The organism is Mycetocola lacteus, from assembly GCF_003667575.1.
GTDB classification, from domain to species: domain Bacteria; phylum Actinomycetota; class Actinomycetes; order Actinomycetales; family Microbacteriaceae; genus Mycetocola; species Mycetocola lacteus.
Genome location: NZ_RCUY01000013.1, coordinates 17,081 through 37,664 on the forward strand (window position 1 = coordinate 17,081; position 20,584 = coordinate 37,664).

Here is a 20,584-nt window from a genome sequence, read left to right on the forward strand (position 1 = left end):
GTGTGTGCGTCATTGCCTTACACATATTATGACACTGAGTGCCATTAATAGCCAGGGTGGGTACGATGGGGACATGTCCGATTCGCAACCCGCACGCGGCCGGCCCAGTCACATCGACCCGGCCGCCATCGCCGATGCAGCGATCGCGCTGTTTCAAGCGCACGGATATGACGCCATCAGCATGGATCGGGTGGCCGAGGAGGCCGGAATCAGCCGCCGCAGCCTGTTTCGCTACTTCCCGGCGAAGGGCGACCTGGTGTGGCACGGATCTGCTCCGGTCGAGGCGCGGCTGCACGGCATTCTCACCGCCCTCCCGGCCGGCGCACTCACCTACGCCGTCCTGACGGACGCCGTGGTGGACTCCCTGCACGCGCTCGATCACCGCGAGGGGGTGACCCGCGCCCGGCTGCGCCTCATCGCCAGCCATGCGGATCTCCTCGCTCAGGGCCCCACCAAGCTCGCCACGTTCTGGACTGCGCTCGCAGACTTCCTCACCGCCAAGCTCCGTGATCCGCACCGCGCCCGCGTGCTGGCTCTGGCCATCAGGACCGTCGTCTTTGACGCACTCTTGCGCTGGGCGGCGGGCGAGGAACACGACTTCTCGGCAACCGTGAGCACCGCACTGGAGAGCCTCGGCACCCTGGGCACGCTCTCCGAGTGCTAGCGGCTCCGCGCTAAACCTCTTCGGGGCGTTTTTGCTGGGCCGGGATGGCGGGGGTGTTTTCGCCGTTCCAGACCGAGATGATGCCCCAGGCGACCGCGGCGATCGGCACAGCCAGGACGGCACCGATGATGCCGGCGATCAGCGTGCCGGCGGTCAGGGCGAGCAGCACCACCAGGGCGTGCAGCTTGAGCGAGCGGGCCATCAGGACCGGCTGCAGGAAGTTCCCCTCAAGCTGGTTGACCAGGACCACGATACCGATCACGATGATCGCGGCCACCGGACCATTGGCCACCAGGGCCACCAGCGCGGCAATCGCCCCGGCCAGTGTTGCACCCACGATCGGAATAAACGCCATGATGAACACCACCACGGCCAACGGCAGCGCGAGCGGAACGCCCACGATGGCCAGACCGATCCCGATCCCGATCGCATCCACGGCAGCCACAGCGGCGGTCCCGCGGAAGTAACCGCCCAGCACGCTCACGGTTTTGTCGCCGACCCGGCGCGCACGCTCATAGCCCTCACCGGTGAAGGGACGCAGCAGGAACTCCCAGATCTTCGGGCCGTCCTTGAGGAAGAAGAACAGCACCACGATCATCAGCACCAGCCCGGTGAAGAAGCTGGTGGCCGCCGAAACCCCGGCCAGGGCACCGTTGCCAAACTGTGCGCTGGTGAGGAACCCGGTGATGGAGTCCTTGAAATCATCCAGCTGGTCGTCGGAAATGGTGAAGGGCAGATCCTTGAGGTAGCCCTGGAGCGCACTCAGGCCGTCGGAGGCGGAATCGACCAGATCATCCCACTGGCTCTGCACAGCCCAGACGATCAGCCACACCACGGTGCCGAGGATGATCACGATGGCCAGCAGCGCGATCCACGTGGCCAGCATCGTATGGATGCCGCGACGGCGCATCCACGAGACAAACGGTGAAATCGCGGCCGAGAGAATCAGGGCGAGGAGCACCGCGATCAGGATCACGCTGACCTGGGACACCAGATACAGCACCGCGGCCACGAGCGCGAGCACCACCAAAACCTGCAGGCTGCGGGTCGCGACCCGGCCAAACCCGTCGGTCCACAGCGTGGGCTTTTTCGGAATCGGCGCAGCCTGCGAGGACCGGCGACGGGAAAACAGGGGCATACGGGTGCTCCGTTCGATAGGCTACGGCATCCACACCCATCACGATCTGGATGCCCGGGCTGTCACGTCAGGCTGTCACGTCTGCGTCCGGGAAGCAAGGATGCGGCGGGCGCGTTCCTGGTTACGCCGCGCGCGATCACGCGGCCCGCGAGCATCCGGAAGGCACGATTCGCCGGGCTGCGAGTCCTCGATCAGGCACCGCACGGCCGGCACCGCGGCGAAGCCGCCAACCGGGGGTCAGGCCCCGGGCTGCGGGATCTCGCGTTGGAAGAAACGCACCCCGACCCAGCGGTCAAACTTATACCCGACCCGAGCCAGTGCACCGGCATCGGTGAATCCGAAACGGCGGTGCAGGGCCAGGGAGGCTTCGGTCCCCTCGTCGGTGATCACCGCGATCATCTGGCGCAGACCGGCGGCGGCCGAGGCATCCAGCAGCGCACCGAGGAGAAGCGACCCGAGCCCCTGACCGGCGGCGGCCGGGTCGAGATAGATCGAGTGCTCGACGGTATAGCGGAAGGCCGACTTATCACTCCACGGGTTGGCCACGGCGTAGCCGAGCACCGCGTTGGTGTCCGTCTCGACCGCGACCAGGAACGGGAGCCCGGCCGCATCCGCCCGCGCGATCCGCGCCTCCCAGTCGGCGACGGGACGCGGCACCTCGTCAAAGGTGATCGTGGTGGTGGCCACATAGTGGTCGTAGATCGCGGCGATGCCGGGGGCATCCTCCGCGCGAACGGGACGAAGCGAGATCATGGGGAAATTCTAGAACAGGGTGTCCTCGGGGAGCGACCAGTCCACGGGTTCTTGTCCCGCCGCGACCAGCGCCGCATTCGCCGCCGAGAACGGCCGAGACCCAAAAAAGCCGCGCGAGGCCGATAGCGGACTCGGATGCACACCCTCGATCACCGTGGTCCCAGCCAGTGCGGGGGCCAGAGTGCGCGCATCGTTACCCCAGAGGATCGCGACCGGTGGCTGCGGGAGCGCCGCCAGGACCGCAATCGCCCGGTCGGTGAACTCCTCCCAGCCGCGACGACGGTGGGACCCTGCTCGTCCCGGGGCCACGGTTAACACCCGGTTGAGCAGCAGCACGCCGCGCTCGGCCCAGGCCGAGAGGTCGGCCGAGGCGGGCGGGGTGATGCCTAAGTCGGTGTGCAGCTCCCTGAACATGTTGGCCACGCTGCGCGGGATCGGGCGCACCGCGGGATCGGCCGAGAAGGCCAGGCCCACCGGGTGTCCCGGAGTGGGATAGGGGTCCTGCCCAACTATCAGCACCCGGGTGTGCGCGGGCGGACGGGCAAACGCCCGCAGTACCAGCTCGGGCGCGGGCAGAAACTCCGGCTCTTCCGCCAGGCTCGCGACCGCCCGCGCATACGCCTCCGCGGCCGGCGCGAGCGCCGCAGCCCACTCGGGGTGCAGCAGCCCACGCTCGGCCGCGGAAGAAAGCGTTGCAGGCAGCAGCACATTGTCGGACTCAGGCGCCGGGTGCAGCAGCCCACGCTCGGCCGCGGAAGAAAGCGTTGCAGGCAGCAGCACAGTGTCGGACTCAGGCGCCGGGTGCAGCAGCCCGCGCTCGGCCGCGGAAGTAAGCGTTGCGGGCAGCAGCCCGTGCCCGTCCGACGAAGCGGGCGTTGCCGGGAGGCTCAAGCTCACGCGCCGCGGGTGGAGACCGTGACGCCGTGCTCGGAACCGATGACCTGCCACAGGCTGCCCTTGCCCACAACCTCGAGGCGGCCGTCGGCGATGATCAGCGCGGTCTCGGTGTCGATTCCGATACCGCCGGGCACCAGCGCGCCCTCGGTTGCGGCGACCAGACGGCCGAGGCTGCCGGTGGCGGCGGGGGCGGTCACGACGCTGAGGTCGAGCAGACCGAGGCCCTGGGCCACGGTCACCTCGTCCAGACCGAAGCCGTACTCCTCGGGGCTCACCGGCACTCCGCCGATCCGCCAACCGCCGATCAGGGCCTTCTCGGCGGCCACGATCGCGCCCGCCCCGATGCCCAGGTAGGGGGTGTCGGCAGCCACGCGACGACGGATCTCCCCGTCGATCGGGGCCAGGGCCGCACGCACGGCCTCGGGCTCGCCATCCACCACCACGATGGCGCTGGCAACCGCGATGGCCTGCAGGTCAAAGGTGTCGGAGGTGGTGACCACGCTGAAGCGTGCATCCCCCTCACGGTGAGCGGCCTCGACCAGCTCACGCGCCTGGTTGGCCGCGGTGTCCCCCACCGCGAGCACCACGATGCGGGTGTCTTCCCCGGCCTGGCTGCGCACGTCGGCGATGAATCGGCCCCACAGCTCCGCACACAGGCTTCCGGCCGCGGCGGCGGTTCCAGCCGCCGGTACGCGAAGCCCACCGGTCAGATAGATTCCCATTGTTTGTATCTCCTGAAGATTGAGGTTTGCCGGATGGGTCGCATCCCGCCTGTTCAACCGTAGCTCGCTCCCGCCGTAATCCGAGGACTCGGTTGGGCATGCCGCGGCATGAACCCTCGACTTTACCCCTACTATTTCGACATGGTCGAATTACAGGGACGTTTTGCCCGAAAGGGAGGCCGGGCGCTGGGCGTCACCGCCTCGCTGATCGGTTTTTTGGTGCTGGTGGAAATCTGCAGCGGCATCATCCAGGGCTACTACATTCCCCTGGTTCCCGACATTGTGAAGCACCTGGGCATCCACGATGCCGACTTCAACTGGTTTGAGGCCTCGCAGCTGCTGCTCACCGCCATCGTGGTGCCGATCATGGCCAAGCTTGGCGACATGTACGGGCATAAACGCATCCTGCTGATCGCCACCGTGTTTACCGCGATCGGAAGCTGGGCGCTGGTGGCCGCCGACTCATTCTGGGTGTTCCTGGGTGCCTGGGCGATCCAGGGGTTCTTCTCGGTGTGGCTTCCGCTGGAAATCGCCCTGATCTTTGACCGCGGCCGCCGCACCGGCAGCGCCGCCGGAGATACCCGCCGCGCGGCGGGCCTGCTCGTGGTGGCGCTGGAGCTCGGTGCGATCCTCGGGGCGCTCGGTGGCGGGCGCATCTTTGAGGCGCTGGGTGGGGATGTTCCGACCACCCTGGCGATCCCGGCCATCGCGGTCACCCTGGTGTTTTTTGTCATTCTGTTTGGGGTGCGGGAGTCCGAGCCGCTGCCCGAGAAGCGCACGCTGGATCTGACCGGGTTTGTGCTGCTGAGCATCAACATCGCGCTGATCACCGGCGGGCTCTCGCTGCTGCGTCTGAACGGCGTGGAGACCTGGTGGGTGTGGATCCCGATCGCGCTGGGCATCATCGGCTTCTGGCCGTTTGGCCGCTATGAGCTCAAGCAGAAGGACCCCGCCATCGACCTGCGTCTGATGCGTCAGTCGCGCATGTGGCCGGTGCAGCTCACCGCGGGCCTGGTGGGTATCAGCGTACTGGGCGCGCAGGTGCCGCTGAGCACCTACGCGGGCACCCCGCGCGAAAACGGCTACGGGCTGGGGCTGCCCGCCGGACAGCTCTCGCTCCTGATCGGTGCCTATCTGATTTCGATGATCATCGGCGCGATCCTGTTCCCGATCGTCTCCAAGCGGGCGACCCCGCGAATCGCGCTGATCGCCTCGGCGATCTCGGTTGCGGTGGGCTACCTGCTGCTGATCCCCTTCCACCTCGAGGTGTGGGAGGTGGTGATGTGCATGATGATCGCCGGGGTCGGATCGGGTGCCCTGGTGGGTGCGCTGCCCGCCGCCGCGGCCGCCGCCGCTCCCCCGGGCCGCACCGGCATTGCCTCGGCACTGACCAGCACGTCCAAGACCATCGGAGGCTCGTTCTCCTCGGCGATCTTCGGCATCGTGCTGATCGGCGGCGCGGCCACCACGGTGACCGCCGGCGCATCCTCGCTGGCCGGATACATGACCGTCTGGGCCGTGTGTGGCCTGTCGGCCGCCGTGGCCGTGGTGCTGCTGCTGTTTGTGCCCAAGCTGTCGTTCTCGGATGCACCGGAGGGCGGTGCACCGGACGATGGTGCGTCCGAGGGCGGTGCGCCAGCGGAAGCCGCCCCAGCAGAAGCCGCCCCAGAGGGCGACACCCCCGCCGACGCACGCTAGCCTAAACACAACAACGGCCCTCCCCACTCGGGGAGGGCCGTTGTTCGTTATTAGCCCTTGGCGGCGCCGGCGATGCCGATCGCGGTGACGATCTCCTCGCCCACGGCCACGCCGTCCACATCGGTGGCCACCCGCACGGTTCCGGCGGCATCGAGGTGGAACAGGCTGCGGCCGTCCTCCTCGCCGCCCTCGATCATTTCGATCCGGCCCTGCGGGGAGAACCCAAACAGGTCGGGACGGGTCATCGTGAGCACGGTCACCGGGTCGTGCGGCACGTTCCAGGTCTCGTTCCAGTAGTCCCACCACTGCTGCACGTCGGCGCGCAGCGCGGCACCGAGCTCACCCGAGCGGCCGATCTCCTCCAACTGGTCGGCACGGATCTCGATCTTCCGGGTCACCTCCAGCCCGGTCACGGTGGTGGGAATCCCGGCGCCAAACACGATGTTGGTGGCGGTGATATCGCTGCGGAAGTTGTGCTCGGGTTCGGTGCTGGTGAACGCACCACCCATGATCCACAGGTGACGCACCGAGGAGGCGAAGTCCGGGTGGGCCTGGATCGCCGCGGCAATGTTGGTCAGCGGACCGATCGCGATCACGTCGATCTCGCCCGGACGTGCGGTCACGGTGTCCACCAGGAAGCGGATCGCCTCGCCCTCGTGCACGCTCTCGCGCTCGAGGTTCGGGTGCAGGCTCCCCTCGTGTCCGGGCCACCACACCTCGCGGCCGGACATGGTTTCGCGCAGCCCCGAGTACACGGGGATATCGCGGCCGGCCATACCGGCCAGGCGCCGTGCGAGGCGTCCACGCAGCAGGGTGTCGCCGTAGACGGTGGTCACGCCCAGCAGGGTCACGTTGGAGGTACCCAGCAGCTGGGAGAGAGCCAGGGCGTCATCAACATCGGAGCCGATATCGGTGTCGAGGATGACGTGGTGAAGCGAGGTCATGAAGGGGTTCCTTCTGGGTTGAAGCGGGTGTCGGGCACGGGGGGCTACTTGAGCCCGGACGTGCTCACCGACTGAATGAAGTAGCGCTGGCAGATCATGATGATCAGCAGCGGGATGAGGGTCAGGATGACCGAGGCTGCAAACATCACGCCGTAGTCCACGTTGAACTGGCCCTGCAGGTTGGACAGCGCCACCGGACCCACGATGTGGTTCTGATCGGTGCCCATCAGCAGCGGCCACATGTACGCCTGCCATTGGAAGAGGAACAGGGTCAGCCCGGCACCGATCAGCGCCGGCCTCGAGAGCGGCAGGTAGATCCGGCGGAACACGCCCCACCAGCCCAGGCCGTCCAGGCGCGCGGCCTCGACCAGCTCGGTGGGGATCGCTAGGAAGAACGTGCGGATCAGGAAGATCGCCATGCCGTTGCCGATTCCCGGGAGAATCAGGCCGATGAACGTGTTTTGCAGGTTCCAGTCGCGGAACATGTCCGCGAGCGGAATCGCGATTGCATCAAACGGGATCAGGAAGGAGAGGATCACGATGCCAAAGATCGCCCCGCGTCCGCGGAACGGAATGGCCGAGAGCCCGAAGGCCGCCATCGCGCAGATCAGCAGACCCGCCACGACCGTGACCACGCTGATGAACAGCGAGTTGCCGATTGCCCGGCCCAGGTCCCCGCTCAGCAGCGTGACGTAGTTGTCGAGGTTGGGACTCAGCGTGAAGAAGGTCTGCCAGCTCAGCGGGTTGAGGAAGGCGAAGGTGTCGCTGCCCGGACGCAGCGAGTTCACCAGCGTCCACCACAGCGGCAGCAGGAAGGCCAGCCCGATCAGGGCCCCCACCAGCGAGAGCAGCAGATAGCCGGTGCGCAGTCGGCGCGGACGCCGGGTCACGGTCGCACTCATGCGGCGTCCTCACTCTTGAGCAGGCGGAACTGGACCGCGACAATCGCCAGGGTCAGCAGCACCAGGATGATGACCTCGGCCTGGGCCGTATTGAGGTCCCCGAGCGTATAGGCGCGGTTGAAAATATCGTGCATGAGCAGGTTTGTTGATCCCTCCGGGCCCCCCTTGGTCAATATCTGAACCGGTGCGAACACCAGGAAGTTGGACACCGTATCGGCCACCAGCACAAAGGCCAGCGGGCGGCGCACCAGCGGGAAGGTGATCGTCCACAGCTGACGCCAGGCACTCGCCCCATCCAGGGAGGCGGCCTCATACAGCTCGGTGGGGACGTCGTTGATGCCGGCAATCAGGAACAGCATCCAGTAGCCCACCCCGACCCAGCTGAGCAGCACCATGATCGCGGTGAGCGACTGGGTGGGCGAGGTGAGGAAGGGCTGCGCGGGCAGGCCCAGCATCCCCAAAAACGCGTTGCCCAGGCCGTCGGGACGGTAGATGACGCTCCAGATGACCGCGGAGACCGCGGGCGGAACGGCGATCGGCAGGATCACCAGCGAGCGCCAGAATCCCGATCCCGCCGCCCGCCGGGTGTACAGCACCGCGAGCAGGAACGCGATCGCGACCTGCACCGGGTTGATGATCACCGTAAAGAGCAGGGTCACCAGCAGTGAGCCGATGAAGTCGGCGCTTGAGAACAGCTCAACATAGTTGTCGAGGCCCACGAAATGTTCACCCCCGGAGAGGATGCCACCACCCTGCAGGCTCTGCCAGAACGCGACCACCGCGGGGGCGAGGCGCAGCAGCACCAGGCCGATCAGCGCGGGCGAGAGGAACGCCAGCGCGACCAGCGTGGGCCGCCAGACCAGGCGGGAGCGCCGGCGCGGGCGCCGCGTCCTCGAGAGGGAGGACGCGGTGCCCGGGCGCTGAATGCGTGCGCCGGGTGCGGTCATCGCAACTTTTTCCAGGCGGCTTCGATCTGGGACTGGGCGTCCTTCAGGCGTGCCTCCACCGGGGAGCCGTTACGAATGTCGGCGAAGGCCTTGTTCATCATCGACTCGAACTGCACATAGCCCACCGAAACCGGACGCGGGACGGCGGTGTTCTTGATCTCCTCGGTGATCAGATCGGCGACCCCGGCGCTGTGGGTACCGCCGAGGGCCTCGAGAGTCGGCAGGTACTTGGCCTGCGCCTCGGTGTTGGCGGGGATGATCGTGGTCTTCTCGGTGGTGGCGAGGTTACCGGCGGGGTTCAGCGCGGCGAACTCCAGGAACTTCTTGGCGGCATCCTTGTGATCCGAGGCGGGATTGATGCCCCAGGACCAGGAGCCGTTGGGGGTCACGGCCTTTCCGCCGGCAAACGCGGGCATCGGGACGACGCTCCAGTTGAACTTGGCGTTCTCGGCGAACTTGCCCACGTCCCACGGCCCACCGATAAAGAAGGGCACGTCGCCGTCGGCGAAGACCGGGCTGGTCTGGAATCCGCCCACCCCACGCGGGGAAACGTTGTTGGAGTAGAGGTCGGCGTACCACTGCATGGCCTTGGTCCAGCCGGGGTTGGTCACATCGGCGGTCAGCATGTCCTTGCCGGTGATGCCCGAGCCGCCGCCGAGGGATTCGGCGAGGGGCTGCAGCTGGTAGTACCCCTCAACCTGCTCGAACAGCAGGCCCCACTTGCTGCCGGCGGCCTGTGCGGCCTTACCGGCGTCCACCGTCTGCTCCCAGGTCCAGCGATCGGCCGGGTTGGCGCTGGGGGCGGCGATGCCGGCCTTGGCCAGGGCGTCGTTGTTGACAAACATCATCTGGGTGGAGTTCCAGACCGAGAGCGCCCAGAGCTTGTCCTGGTACACGTTGACCGAGTACTGCTCGGGGGTTGTGGCCTTCTTCGCCTGGTCCTTCAGATCGCTGAGGTCCTCAAGGAATCCCTGCGCGGCGAGCTGGGACACGTTGGGCTGATCGACCGTGTAGACGTCGATGTCCTTGTCCTTGGCGGCCAGCCGCTGCTGCAGCGTGCTGGAGAGCTGGTCGAAGGGCACCTGGGTGTACTTCACGGTGGTGCCCTTGTTTTCGGCCTCGAAGGCGGAGATGACCGGGGCGAAGGTGGCCGGGTCCTCGGCACCGAGAAGCTTCACCACGGAACCATCCGCGGAACCGGAATCACCCGAGCTGGCCGAGCAGCCGGAGAGTGCGAGCGCCGCGGTGGCCGACAGGGCTACCAGCGCGAGGGAGACACGCCTCATGTGAGGAGTCCTTTCACGAGAGTGAGGGGTGGTGTGAACTTCAGGGGGGATCATCCACACCACCCGGATCTAACCGCATAGACTAAGCGGTTAGATGACCCTACCGCGCGGGCGACGCGCATGCAAGCGGATCCCGACTCCCGTGAGCAGCCGCGCTAGGATCGTGATATCTAACCGAGTAGAAACAGGGGTGCCCCGTGGCCACAGGCAGGGACGTAGCGCAGCTCGCGGGAACCTCCACCGCGGTCGTCTCCTACGTGTTCAACAACGGCCCGCGCAATGTCTCCCCGGAGACTCGGGAGCGCGTGCTCGCCGCCGCCGCGGAGCTGAACTACCAGCCCAACGCGCTCGCCCGCGCACTCAGCGCCGGTAAAACCTCCTCGATCGGGCTGATCGTGCCCAACATCGCCAACCCCTACTTCGGCGAGCTGGCCCGGGCCCTGGAGGATGCGGCCCTCGCCCACAACCACCTGCTGATCATCGCCGACTCCGCCGGAAACCCCGAGCAGGAAACCCGGCACTGCGCGTCCTTCCTCGGCCGCCGGGTCGACGGGGTGATCCTGGTTTCACTCTTCGATAACCCCGATCTCAGCGCATTCCGCCGCGAGAATGTGCCGGTTCTGGTGCTGCACCCGATCGATCACGCACACGGGGTCAGCTCGCTCACCATCGATTACGAGGCCGCCGCCCGGGACGCCACCGCCCACCTGCTGGACCACGGCTACGACAGCATCGGCATGCTCAACGGGCTGGGCGAAACCGCCGGTGCCCAGCAGCACCGCGCGGGCTTTGAGGCCGCGCTGGCCCGGCATGCCGAGCGCAATCCGGGAGTCACCGTGCGCGCCGAGGAGCGTCCGGCCGAGATCTCCCGCGCCGCCGCGGCCCGGATCGCGACCGCCTGGCTGGCCGAGCCCGACCGTCCGCGCGCGATCTACTCAACCACCGATGAGCAGGCCTTCGGGGTGCTCTATGCGGCACACGTCAACGGGCTGCGGGTACCCGAGGACCTGGCGATCGTCGGATTCGACGGCACCGAGCAGACCGAGTTCGCGGTGCCCCCGCTCACCACGATCGCCCAGCCGATCCGGCAGATTTCCAACCGGGCCATCGAGCTTCTGGTCCGCTATGTCCCCGACTCCCCGGTCCACGAGCTGTTTGCCTACACGCTCACCCGGCGCTCCTCCTGCGGGTGCGAGCCGAGCTAGCCCGAAACTAGCGCTTCATCTTCAGCTCGCCCTTGGCGACCTTATGCGGGGCGGCCTGGGCGACCGGCTTGACCGTGAGGTGGTCGATGTTGACGTGGCCGGGCAGTTCGACCGCGTGCACGATGGCCTCGGCGATATCCTCGGCGCTCAGCGGGTTGGGCACCTCGGCGTAGACCGCGTCGGCGCGGGCCTGGTCGCCGCCGAAGCGCACCAGCGAGAACTCCTCGGTGTGGACCATGCCCGGGGCGATCTCGATCACTCGGATCGGCTCGCCGGAGAGTTCCAGACGCAGCACGTCCAGCAGCGCACGCTCGGCAAACTTGGCCGCGTTGTAGCCGCCACCACCCTCATAGGCGGTGTGTCCGGCAATCGAGGTCACCCCGACGATCGAGGCGGTCTCACCGGCCGCGGTGCTGCGGCGCATGGTGGGCAGCAGGGCCGAGATGACCCGCTTGGTGCCCAGCACGTTGATGTCGAACATCTTCTGCCAGTCCTCGACCGAGGACTCCTCGATACTGGCCAGTCCGAACGCGCCCCCGGCATTGTTGATCAGGATCTGTACGCCGCCGTTTGAGCGCACGTATTCGGCGAGCGCCGCCACATCGTCCTCCGAGGTGAGGTCGGCCGCAAACACGTCGGCACCGGTGCGCTTGGCCAGCTCGGTGAGCTTATCGGCACGGCGGGCCACTCCGAGCACCTCGTATCCCTTTTCACGGAACAGGGCGACGGTTGCCGCCCCGATTCCCGAGCTTGCTCCGGTTACCACTACGCGCTGTGAAGTCATGAGAATAGAGTACGCCCGCCGGGGTCAAAACACCGATCCTGCAAGGATGCTCGAATCCGCCGGACACACCCCCGACGGACCCCCACACACGATAGTGTTTCGGTGGGCGAATCACCCCGCACCCGCGTCCCCGACACAATCGCCGGATGCGGACACCGTGTCCCCCAGTCTCCGCGCATGACGTCGTGTGTCGGTCGGGGGTTCCCTCGGGCGGCGGGTTCGGTTTAGCCTCAACCCACTTCTACTTTTTCGATCAGCCCGATCGCCACAGTTTCCGACCCGTGAGGACAACCATGACCGATGCAGCAAACGCCGCCAACTGGCGGTTTGAGACCAAGCAGATCCACGCCGGTGCCGCACCCGACCCGGTAACCGGTGCCCGCGCCACCCCCATCTACCAGACCACCAGCTACGTGTTCCGCGATGCCCAGCACGCCCAGAACCTGTTCAGCCTGGCCGAGCCGGGCAACATCTACACCCGCATCCAGAACCCCACCCAGGACGTGGTTGAGCAGCGCCTCGCCGCCCTCGAGGGTGGATCGGGTGCCCTGCTGGTTGCCTCGGGTCAGGCCGCCACCACCAACGCGGTTCTCAACATTGCCCAGGCGGGCGACCACATCGTGTCCTCCTCCTCCATCTACGGTGGAACCTTCAACCTCTTCAAGTACACCCTGGCGAAGCTCGGCATCGAGACCACCTTCGTGATCAACCAGGACGACCCCGAGGAGTGGCGTCGCGCCATCCGCCCGAACACCAAGCTGCTCTTTGCCGAGACCATCGGTAACCCGCAGATCAACGTGCTCGACATCCGCGGCGTCTCGGACATCGCTCACGCCGCCGGCGTTCCGCTGGTGGTGGACAACACCATCGCGACCCCGTACCTGATCCGCCCCTTCGAGCACGGTGCGGACATCGTGGTGCACTCGGCCACCAAGTTCCTTGGCGGTCACGGGACCGTCGTGGGTGGCGCGATCATCGACGGTGGCCGCTTCGAGTGGTCGAAGAACGCCGAGCGTTTCCCCGGCCTGACCACCCCGGATGAGTCCTACCACGGCATCACCTACTCGGAGGCCGTGGGCGACGCGGTGGCCTACATCATCAAGGCCCGCGTGCAGCTGCTGCGCGACATCGGTGCGGCGATCTCGCCGAACAGCGCCTGGCAGCTGCTGCAGGGCATCGAGACCCTGTCGCTGCGGATCGAGCGTCACGTATCCAACGCTCAGCAGATCGCCGAGTGGCTGGAGAACAACCCGGATGTGGCCTCGGTCAACTACTCGGGTCTGCCCTCAAGCCCCTGGTATGCCTCGGCCAACCGCTACGCCCCCAAGGGTGTCGGCGCGGTGCTCTCCTTCGAGCTCAAGGGCGGCGTGGACGCGGGTCGTGCACTCGTGGACAACCTCTCGCTGTTCTCGCACCTCGCCAACATCGGTGACGTGCGCTCGCTGGTGATCCACCCGGCCTCCACCACTCACGCGCAGCTGAGCCCCGAGGCCCAGCTCGCCGCCGGTGTGACCCCGGGTCTCGTGCGCCTCTCGCTCGGCCTGGAAAACATCGACGACATCAAGGCCGACCTCGAGGTGGGTCTGGCCGCGGCTCGTGCGCTGGTGCTCTCGCGCGCCTAGCCTGCACACACACAACCGGCCGGATGCATCAGCATCCGGCCGGTTTTGTGTTGCGTGAGACTGGGCGTTCCGAAGACTCGTCCAGGCTAGGCGTGGCTCGGGGCGGGGGCGAGCGGTGCCGGTGTGGGCTCGGCCGAGTCCAACACAAAGGAGATGTCGGCCCGGGCCGGCCACTCGGGCTCACCCAGCATCGGCTCCTCGTACATGCCGTTGGGGTCATCGATCAGCTCGGTGACCAGGCGGCGCATGCGGCCATCTTCGATCTCCAGGCTGGCCTCAACCGGGATCCCGTAGGAGCGGAAGCGCGCCTTGACCGGGAAGACGAAGGTGTGCGGGACCGCGCGCGGGGCGCTCTCGTCCACGCTCAGGATGACGGTGTCCCCACCATCCACGCCGAGCAGCGGGATGGTTTCGCGAGCCACCGTGAGCTGGGAGCGCAGGGCCTTGGAGGAGTGGTCGGCGGTGAACTCCAGCATCCCGGCGATCACATCATAGGCACCGGCCTCAAGTTCCACCGTGTGTTCGGGGTGCTCATCGTGGGCGGTGATGGTCATGGTGTCGCGCATGTCCACGGCGCTGGCCGCAAGCGAGAGAGCACCGGTGGCACCCGCCAACAGGAGGCGCGGATTGCGCACGCGCCGGGTGACCAGGGCGCTCATCACGGCGGCGTCCATCTTCTCGCCAACCTCGGCGAAGGCCATGGTGGCGCCGGCGGCACCGACGGAGACGCCGAGCCGGGCCAGAGGGTTACGGGCGAGGCCATCTTCACGGCCGAGGCTCACCCAGGTGAGCACACCGGTGGTAACGCCGAGTCCGGCGCGAAGGGCAAGTCGGCCTGCTGGGGAGCGCTTGGCCGGGTCGATCAGGGTCAGGGCACCAAGAATTCCGGCCGCCGCCAGCGCATGCTGGGGCGAGGTGGGATCCATCAGTCGACGAAGGAATCGGGGCTGCTGCATGCGCTTAGTCTAGCCCCGGTTCCAGATTCGGGCGTGCGCGCGGAGGGAACGCCCAGTTCTGACCGGTGGTCGGTGCGTCATATCCGCCCCGCACGCCCGGTTATTTTCTCAGTTCCGTTCGGATGCGACGTCACAATGTCGCATTGATTCCGGGAAGCGGCCACAATGGGGGCATGGACTGGCAGACACCCGAAGAATCCGTGCCCTCGAGTATGATCACCGAGGATCTGGCACGGGCGCTCATGGGTAAGCCTCCGGCAACGGGGGCGTGGCGTGACGGGGATAAGCCCGGCAACCGTCAGTTCGCGGGCCTGGGTGCCTTTGAGCCCGAGCGCGGTGGCCGGCTGCCGTTTGTGCGCATCGCCTATGAGACCTTTGGGGAGCTCTCCCCCGAGCGCGATAACGCGATTCTGATCATTCACGCCTTTACCGGAGACAGCCACGTGCGCGGTGAGGCCGGCCCGGGCCACTACACCGCGGGCTGGTGGTCGGAGCTGGTGGGTCCGGGCCTTGCCATCGACACCGACCGCTATCACGTCGTGGTGCCCAACATCCTCGGCGGTTGCCAGGGGTCCACCGGCCCCGCATCCTTCGCCCCCGACGGCCGTGAGTGGGGTGAGCGTTTTCCCTATCTGACCGTGCGTGATCAGGTGCGCGCGCAGGCGCTGCTCGCCGACCACCTGGGCATCGAGCGCTGGAACGCGGTAATCGGCGGTTCGATGGGCGGCATGCACGCGATCGAGTGGGGTGTCACCCATCCCGAACGCGTGGCCCGGCTCGCGGTCCTCGCAGCCCCCGCGGCGATCAGCGCCGACCAGATCGGTTCAAACCTCACCCAGCTGCAGGCGATCACGATGGATCCGGGCTGGGCACAGGGCCGCTACTACGATGCCGATGACGGCGAGGGTCCGCACGCGGGCCTCGCGCTGGCCCGGCGCATCGCGATGCTCAGCTACCGAGCACCGGACGAGCTCAACGCGCGCTTTGACCGGATCTGGCAGTCCTCGATCAGCCCGCTGGGTGATGGTGGCCGCTTCGCGCTGGAATCGTACCTGGATTTCCACGGCAATAAGTTCACCCGCCGCTTCGATGCCAACTCCTATCTGACCCTGCTGCAGGCGATGAACTCTCACGACGTGGGCCGGGATCGCGGCGGCGTCGAGGCGGCCCTGGCGCGGGTCACCGCACCCACGCTGGTCCTGGGCATCGATTCGGACCGGTTGTTCCCGGTGGAAACCCAGCATCGAATCGCCGCCGGAGTCCCGCGGGCACTCGATGGGGATACCGCCACCGTGATCAACTCGATCTACGGCCACGACGGCTTCCTGATCGAGTTTCCCGCGGTGGGCGCGGCCATCACGCGACTGTTATCCACTGAGCCCTAAACTGCCAGGTATGGACCCCGAGGACGCGACCACCCCCGAGCTGCCCGGTCGGCACCTGGGGCGGGCACCGCGCCGCTCCCCCGCGCTGGGACTCAGCGAGGCCGACCACTCACGCTTCCTCTGGCAGCGGGCCCGGCTGCTCTCGGGCACCACCCTGTCCTTCGCGATCGCCGCCGAGCTCACCGTACTCCTCGCGGTTTTTGCCCCCGGCGCGATGACCACCACCGGGCTCGGGATCACCCTGTCGCTGATCCTGATGCACCTCGCCGCACACGTCATGCTCGCCGGACGCCCCAGCATGTTCCGCGTGCTCACCGCCTTTGGGCTGGGCCAGGCGGTGATGCTCGTGCTGTGGAACGATCCGGCAGGCAAATCCGCGGTGGCAACCATCACCGCGGTCATCGCCATCGCCGGATGGGGGCTGGGATCAGTGGCCACGATTCTGGTGTCCACCCGCGGGGAGACCCTGATCCTCGCCGGGCTCTTCGCCGCAACCCTGGCGCACCTGATGATCGCCCTGCACGCGATGCAAACCAGCGTGTTTGCCCCGCTCGTACTGGTGCTGGGTTCCTGGGCGGTGTCACTCGCCTTTGGGATCTGGCTCAATCAAACCTTCCCACGCATCATGCGTCGCATCTCAGGCATCGGCGGGGCCTACCTGGCCGAGCGTCAGGGCAGCGAGCGTGAGGCTCAGCGGCACCGGGATGCCCGACTGCTGCACGACACGGTCCTGGCCACGCTGACGCTGCTGGCCCACTCGGGACGCGGAGTGGACGAGAACGCCCTGCGCGCCCAGGCGGCCTCGGATGGCAAGCTGCTGGAGCGCCTGCGCACCGGCGAGGAGGTGCACCCCCAGGCCTCGGGCGACTACCTCCTGACCACCACCGAAGCCTCGGCCCCCGACTATGAGCTCAAGCTGCTGCGCGAACGCTTCGAACGGGCAGGCCTCACCGTCTCTATCCACGGCAGCGCAAACCTCTCCGCCTACACCCACAGCGGTCAGGCGATCCTGCTGGCCCTCGCCGAAGCCCTGGAAAACGTGCGCCGCCACGCGGGAGTGTCCACCGCCGATGTGACCCTGAGCGAGACCGACACCGTGGTGCGCGCCGTGGTCACCGACAGCGGTGTCGGATTTGACCCCAATGCCGAGCGCGATCCGAACCGACTGGGCATGTCCGAGTCGATCATCGGCCGCGTGGGTGAGGTGGGCGGAACCGCACGGGTGTTCAGCGCACCGGGTGCCGGCACCACCATCATGCTGGAGGTCCCGCGATGAACCAGCGCAGCCACCACAACACGCACGGCACCACCACCACGCCGGAGGTCCCGCGATGATTCAGCGCAGCCACCACAACACGCACGGCACCACCAGCACGCCGGAGGTCCCGCGATGAACCAGCGCGAGAATCATCCCCGGGCCCCGCGCTCCACCGCGCGGCTCAGTACCGTGCACCTGGGGACCGGTCTGGCCCTCGCGGGCACAATCGTGGTCGCGGTCTCCTACCTGCGCCTGATCGAATACTGGTCGCGGTATATGGTGTCCCTGCCCACCCGTTTTGCCTGGATCCTCCTGGGCTGCGTGGTGGTGGGTACCGTGCTACACCTGCGTAAGACATCGGCGCGTCTGGGGCCGGTAGCCTTCCGCGTGATCGTGACCCTGCTGCTCAGTGCGGCCGCCCTGGACTTTGCCGGGGTCTGGGATATCGCCGACAACCCGGTCTATCCCACCGCCGCGGTGGCCGTGGGCGGGGTGCTGGTGGCGATGACCACGCTGCGTCCCACCGGCGAGATGATCCTGCCCGGAGCACTCCTGACCGCGGGATTCGCGTTTCTCCTGATCATCCAAACCGCCTATGAACCTCACCGCAGCCCTCCCGAGGGCGTGATGATGGTGTTTGCGCTGGTGCCGCTGGCGATCGCGATCACCATCGTCGGCACGTATCGCCGGATGGTGACCCAGGCCCTCGACCGGGTACTGCTGCAGGCCACGATCGAGCTACCCACCTACGGCCCCGGCTCGGGCACCTCGGCCGGACTGACCGCGCTGGACCGCGAAGTAGAGGAGATGTTTGCGCGGATCGCCGACGGTACCCTGACCCTGCCCCTCGATCCCGAACATGCCAAGCGCGCGGGTGAGCTGGCCACCGAACTGCGTGCACACCTGATCGCCGGACACCAGCAAACCTGGCTCGCCCACGCGATCTCCGAGTCCGCGGTTTTGGCCGGTCGGCTAAATGTTATCGATCCGCAACGTTTGGCCGCGAAGCTCAATCGAGAACAGCGCGACGGGCTGCTGTCGGCACTCTGGCTGCTCGCCGTGACCGATGGTGACACCGATCCGAGGGCCACGATCGAGTTCCGCGATGAGGCCCCGGATGCGCCTCAGATCACATTTGTCATCATTATTGATGTGGATGGATTGACACGTTTGGAAATTGAACCGGCGACGTGGCCCGGTTTGGACCGTGTCGGACGCTATGGTGTTAGCAATACCGTTACCGGAGTTCAGATATCCGTGCGGGTGGCAAACCCTGTCTTGGGGACGACGAGAGGAAGCTATGAGCCGTGAAGACGCTCACATTCGGTTGGCGATCATTGACGATCACCGGATGCTCTTATCGGCCCTGACCGAGTGGATTCGCGCCGCCGCCGAAGACATCGTCCCGGTGGCCGCCGTGGCAACCTGGCCCGACCTGCTGGGCCACCCCGAATTCCCGGTAGATGTGGTTCTGCTGGACCTGGACCTCAAGGACAACATCCCGATCTCGCTGAAGATCGCGACCCTCAACACCACCGGCGTTCGCACCGTGCTGATGAGCACCTACTCCGAGCCCGCCGTGGTTCGAGAGGCCCTCGCCGCCGGCGCCATGGGCTACCTGGCTAAGAGCGAGGATGCCACGATGATTGTGGAGGCGATCCGCGCGGCTAACCGCGGCGAGAACTTCGTCTCCGCCGAACTCGAGGGTGCCCTGAACAACACCGCCCAGGGTGGTGCCCCCAAGCTCAGCGCACAGGAGCGTCGCGTGATGGCGCTGTACGCCTCCGGCGAGCCGGTCAAGTCCGTCGCCTTCGAGCTGAGCATCTCCGAAGAGACCGCCAAGAGCTACCTCAAGCGCATCCGCGAGAAGTATCGCGGTGCCGGACACGACGTGGGCACCAAGGTTGCGCTGCGCAAGCGCGCAATCATCGACGGCATCATCGTCGACTAGTACGCACACAAATGGCCCCGTCTTTCGACGGGGCCATTTTTGCTGCCTCACGAACGATAGTCGCGCTCACGCAGAGTGCCAGACTGCCGTCTCACGAACGATGGTCGCGCTTAGGCAGGAGACGGTGCCGCTCTGGCGCTAAACCCGCTCGTGCGGGGCCAGGTGCCGCTGGGCGCGGTAGGAGGCCATCACGATCAGGATGCCGGCGATGGTGAGCGCAAGGCCCACCCAGATCGGGGCGCGGTAGCCCAGCTGGGCACCGATCACCAGGCCACCGAGGAAGGCACCCACGGCGTTACCGATGTTCATGGCCGAGTGGTTGAGGGCCGCGGCGATGGACTGGGCGTCGCCGGCCACATCCATCAGGCGGGTCTGCACGGCCGGGCCGATACCGCTGGAGGCGAAGCCCACCAGGAAGATGAAGATAAACAGGCTCGGTGCCCATCCGGCGGCGAAGTACAGTCCGATCAGCACCACCACCATCATCAGGAAGTAGCCGTAGAGGGTGCGGCGCACGCTGCGGTCCACAAAGTGTCCGGCGGCGAGGGTTCCGATGGTCATACCCAGACCCATCGTGGCCAGCAGCCAGGGGATGTGGGCGGGGTCGATGCCAGCCACGTCGGTCCCGAGCGGTGCCAGGTAGGAGTAGACGGCGAAGAATCCGCCGAATCCGATGGCGCCGATGCCGATCGCGAACCACACCTGGGGACGCTTGAACACGGTCAGCTCACGGCGCAGGGTCTGCTCGGAGTTTCCCTTGACCCGCGGGATGACCAGGGCCACGGCCACGGCGGTGAGGGCAAAGATGCCGGCCACCAGCAGGAAGGCCGCCCGCCACCCCATGCTCTGACCAATCGAGGTGGCCAGGGGCACACCGATCACGTTGGAGACGGTGAGGCCGGTCATCACCAGGGTGATGCCGCGACCGCGCTTCTCGGGGCCCATCAGGCGTGCGGCGACCAGGGCGGCGATGCCGAAGTAGGCACCGTGCGGCAGACCGGCGAGGAAGCGGGCGGCGAGGATCCAGCCGAAGCTCGGCAGGACCGCGGTGGCCAGGGTACCCACGGTGAAAGCCACGGCGAGCCAGAACAGCACGGTCTTCCGGGAGAACCGGGCAACACCGGCGGCGATGGTCGGCGCACCGATCACCACACCCAGGGCGTAGAGGGTGATCATCCAGCCCGCATGGGAGTTGGCCAGTTCGGGGTTGGTGGCGTACACGTCGGGCAGCAGGTCGCGGGCAATATCGGGCAGCAGGCCCATCGCGACAAACTCGGTGGTACCGATGCCAAAGGCCCCGATGGCCAGGGCGAAGAGGGAGAGACGGACCCGGGCCGGAGTAATACTCGCCGGGTCGACATAGGTGCGGGACATTACACCCATTTTACGGCATTACTCAAATCGATTCGACCGTATTACCAAAGGTTCATTCGTGCAGATTATTTGTGTGGTCAAGCGGGGCCCTGCCCACT

General features: G+C 66.9%; 19 protein-coding genes. 8 read left to right on the forward strand and 11 right to left on the reverse strand.

All coding sequences use genetic code 11. The features are described from left to right. Nucleotides 1–73: 73 nt before the first annotated feature. Entirely contained in the window at nt 74–664 is a 591-nt protein-coding gene (locus D9V34_RS14130) for a TetR/AcrR family transcriptional regulator (protein WP_183091982.1), read from the forward strand. Nucleotides 665–674: 10 nt separating this feature from the next. Here the strand turns inward: D9V34_RS14130 and D9V34_RS14135 are convergent, their stop codons facing one another. The 4 genes from D9V34_RS14135 to D9V34_RS14150 all read right to left on the reverse strand — a co-directional run bounded on the left by D9V34_RS14135 (nt 675) and on the right by D9V34_RS14150 (nt 4,174). Continuing rightward, a complete protein-coding gene (locus tag D9V34_RS14135; RefSeq protein WP_121689143.1) occupies nt 675–1,802 on the reverse strand; it encodes an AI-2E family transporter in 1,128 nt (375 codons plus the stop codon). Nucleotides 1,803–2,039: 237 nt separating this feature from the next. After that, nucleotides 2,040–2,555, reverse strand: a complete 516-nt coding sequence (locus D9V34_RS14140) for a GNAT family N-acetyltransferase (protein ID WP_121689144.1) — start codon at nt 2,553–2,555, stop codon at nt 2,040–2,042. 9 nt (nt 2,556–2,564) lie between these two features. Further along, entirely contained in the window at nt 2,565–3,257 is a 693-nt protein-coding gene (locus D9V34_RS14145; RefSeq protein ID WP_425454454.1) for a uracil-DNA glycosylase, read from the reverse strand. A gap of 191 nt (nt 3,258–3,448) precedes the next feature. After that, nucleotides 3,449–4,174 carry a type 1 glutamine amidotransferase family protein gene (locus D9V34_RS14150; RefSeq protein WP_121689145.1) on the reverse strand — a complete coding sequence of 242 codons (726 nt, stop codon included), beginning with the start codon at nt 4,172–4,174 and terminating at the stop codon, nt 3,449–3,451. A gap of 141 nt (nt 4,175–4,315) precedes the next feature. On the opposite strand from D9V34_RS14150, the gene D9V34_RS14155 reads away from it, so the two are divergent. Further along, nucleotides 4,316–5,872 carry an MFS transporter gene (locus D9V34_RS14155; RefSeq protein WP_121689146.1) on the forward strand — a complete coding sequence of 519 codons (1,557 nt, stop codon included), beginning with the start codon at nt 4,316–4,318 and terminating at the stop codon, nt 5,870–5,872. A gap of 50 nt (nt 5,873–5,922) precedes the next feature. Here the strand turns inward: D9V34_RS14155 and D9V34_RS14160 are convergent, their stop codons facing one another. From D9V34_RS14160 to D9V34_RS14175, 4 genes are read right to left on the reverse strand one after another with little or no spacing between them, the layout of a single operon-like run. After that, the gene (locus tag D9V34_RS14160) at nt 5,923–6,816 is read right to left on the reverse strand and encodes a nucleoside hydrolase (protein WP_121689147.1); all 894 of its coding nucleotides are present in this window, start codon (nt 6,814–6,816) and stop codon (nt 5,923–5,925) included. Between the two features lie 44 nt (nt 6,817–6,860). Further along, nucleotides 6,861–7,718: a carbohydrate ABC transporter permease gene (locus D9V34_RS14165; protein ID WP_121689148.1), complete on the reverse strand. Its 858-nt coding sequence runs from the start codon at nt 7,716–7,718 to the stop codon at nt 6,861–6,863. After that, complete coding sequence (locus tag D9V34_RS14170) at nt 7,715–8,665, reverse strand: carbohydrate ABC transporter permease (RefSeq protein ID WP_121689149.1); 951 nt, start codon at nt 8,663–8,665, stop codon at nt 7,715–7,717. The genes D9V34_RS14165 and D9V34_RS14170 overlap by 4 nt, the downstream gene beginning before the upstream one ends. After that, entirely contained in the window at nt 8,662–9,951 is a 1,290-nt protein-coding gene (locus D9V34_RS14175; RefSeq protein ID WP_183091983.1) for an ABC transporter substrate-binding protein, read from the reverse strand. The genes D9V34_RS14170 and D9V34_RS14175 overlap by 4 nt, the downstream gene beginning before the upstream one ends. Before the next feature lie 197 nt (nt 9,952–10,148). Between D9V34_RS14175 and D9V34_RS14180 the strand changes: the two genes are divergently transcribed. Then, entirely contained in the window at nt 10,149–11,156 is a 1,008-nt protein-coding gene (locus D9V34_RS14180; protein WP_121689151.1) for a LacI family DNA-binding transcriptional regulator, read from the forward strand. A 7-nt stretch (nt 11,157–11,163) separates the two neighbouring features. Here D9V34_RS14180 and D9V34_RS14185 read toward each other — a convergent pair whose 3' ends face one another. Further along, nucleotides 11,164–11,940, reverse strand: coding sequence for an SDR family oxidoreductase (locus D9V34_RS14185; RefSeq protein WP_121689152.1), 777 nt, complete (start codon nt 11,938–11,940; stop codon nt 11,164–11,166). Nucleotides 11,941–12,233: 293 nt separating this feature from the next. On the opposite strand from D9V34_RS14185, the gene D9V34_RS14190 reads away from it, so the two are divergent. Continuing rightward, entirely contained in the window at nt 12,234–13,562 is a 1,329-nt protein-coding gene (locus tag D9V34_RS14190) for a bifunctional o-acetylhomoserine/o-acetylserine sulfhydrylase (RefSeq protein WP_121689153.1), read from the forward strand. Nucleotides 13,563–13,648: 86 nt separating this feature from the next. Here the strand turns inward: D9V34_RS14190 and D9V34_RS14195 are convergent, their stop codons facing one another. Further along, nucleotides 13,649–14,518 carry a hypothetical protein gene (locus D9V34_RS14195; RefSeq protein ID WP_121689154.1) on the reverse strand — a complete coding sequence of 290 codons (870 nt, stop codon included), beginning with the start codon at nt 14,516–14,518 and terminating at the stop codon, nt 13,649–13,651. Nucleotides 14,519–14,691: 173 nt separating this feature from the next. Here D9V34_RS14195 and metX point away from each other — a divergent pair, with 173 nt between their 5' ends. From metX to D9V34_RS14215, 4 genes are all read left to right on the forward strand, one after another. Beyond that, nucleotides 14,692–15,903 (forward strand): homoserine O-acetyltransferase MetX, encoded by a 1,212-nt coding sequence (gene metX, locus D9V34_RS14200; RefSeq protein ID WP_121689155.1) that lies wholly within the window; start codon nt 14,692–14,694, stop codon nt 15,901–15,903. Between the two features lie 10 nt (nt 15,904–15,913). Further along, entirely contained in the window at nt 15,914–17,179 is a 1,266-nt protein-coding gene (locus tag D9V34_RS14205; RefSeq protein WP_121689156.1) for a sensor histidine kinase, read from the forward strand. Nucleotides 17,180–17,293: 114 nt separating this feature from the next. Further along, nucleotides 17,294–18,472: a hypothetical protein gene (locus D9V34_RS14210; protein ID WP_121689157.1), complete on the forward strand. Its 1,179-nt coding sequence runs from the start codon at nt 17,294–17,296 to the stop codon at nt 18,470–18,472. Next, nucleotides 18,462–19,112: a response regulator transcription factor gene (locus tag D9V34_RS14215; RefSeq protein WP_030148896.1), complete on the forward strand. Its 651-nt coding sequence runs from the start codon at nt 18,462–18,464 to the stop codon at nt 19,110–19,112. The genes D9V34_RS14210 and D9V34_RS14215 overlap by 11 nt, the downstream gene beginning before the upstream one ends. A gap of 138 nt (nt 19,113–19,250) precedes the next feature. Here D9V34_RS14215 and D9V34_RS14220 read toward each other — a convergent pair whose 3' ends face one another. After that, the gene (locus tag D9V34_RS14220; protein WP_121689158.1) at nt 19,251–20,486 is read right to left on the reverse strand and encodes an MFS transporter; all 1,236 of its coding nucleotides are present in this window, start codon (nt 20,484–20,486) and stop codon (nt 19,251–19,253) included. Between the last annotated feature and the right edge of the window lie 98 nt (nt 20,487–20,584).

Coding starts and splice junctions, on each gene's coding strand:
- D9V34_RS14160 (WP_121689147.1), bottom strand. CDS start 6,816: ATGACCTCGCTTCACCACGTCATCCTCGACACCGATATCGGCTCCGAT.
- D9V34_RS14140 (WP_121689144.1), bottom strand. CDS start 2,555: ATGATCTCGCTTCGTCCCGTTCGCGCGGAGGATGCCCCCGGCATCGCC.
- D9V34_RS14220 (WP_121689158.1), bottom strand. CDS start 20,486: ATGTCCCGCACCTATGTCGACCCGGCGAGTATTACTCCGGCCCGGGTC.
- D9V34_RS14190 (WP_121689153.1), top strand. CDS start 12,234: ATGACCGATGCAGCAAACGCCGCCAACTGGCGGTTTGAGACCAAGCAG.
- D9V34_RS14165 (WP_121689148.1), bottom strand. CDS start 7,718: ATGAGTGCGACCGTGACCCGGCGTCCGCGCCGACTGCGCACCGGCTAT.
- D9V34_RS14210 (WP_121689157.1), top strand. CDS start 17,294: ATGAACCAGCGCGAGAATCATCCCCGGGCCCCGCGCTCCACCGCGCGG.
- D9V34_RS14130 (WP_183091982.1), top strand. CDS start 74: ATGTCCGATTCGCAACCCGCACGCGGCCGGCCCAGTCACATCGACCCG.
- D9V34_RS14155 (WP_121689146.1), top strand. CDS start 4,316: ATGGTCGAATTACAGGGACGTTTTGCCCGAAAGGGAGGCCGGGCGCTG.
- D9V34_RS14185 (WP_121689152.1), bottom strand. CDS start 11,940: ATGACTTCACAGCGCGTAGTGGTAACCGGAGCAAGCTCGGGAATCGGG.
- D9V34_RS14170 (WP_121689149.1), bottom strand. CDS start 8,665: ATGACCGCACCCGGCGCACGCATTCAGCGCCCGGGCACCGCGTCCTCC.
- D9V34_RS14135 (WP_121689143.1), bottom strand. CDS start 1,802: ATGCCCCTGTTTTCCCGTCGCCGGTCCTCGCAGGCTGCGCCGATTCCG.
- D9V34_RS14215 (WP_030148896.1), top strand. CDS start 18,462: ATGAGCCGTGAAGACGCTCACATTCGGTTGGCGATCATTGACGATCAC.
- D9V34_RS14195 (WP_121689154.1), bottom strand. CDS start 14,518: ATGCAGCAGCCCCGATTCCTTCGTCGACTGATGGATCCCACCTCGCCC.
- D9V34_RS14205 (WP_121689156.1), top strand. CDS start 15,914: ATGGACCCCGAGGACGCGACCACCCCCGAGCTGCCCGGTCGGCACCTG.
- D9V34_RS14175 (WP_183091983.1), bottom strand. CDS start 9,951: ATGAGGCGTGTCTCCCTCGCGCTGGTAGCCCTGTCGGCCACCGCGGCG.
- metX (WP_121689155.1), top strand. CDS start 14,692: ATGGACTGGCAGACACCCGAAGAATCCGTGCCCTCGAGTATGATCACC.
- D9V34_RS14150 (WP_121689145.1), bottom strand. CDS start 4,174: ATGGGAATCTATCTGACCGGTGGGCTTCGCGTACCGGCGGCTGGAACC.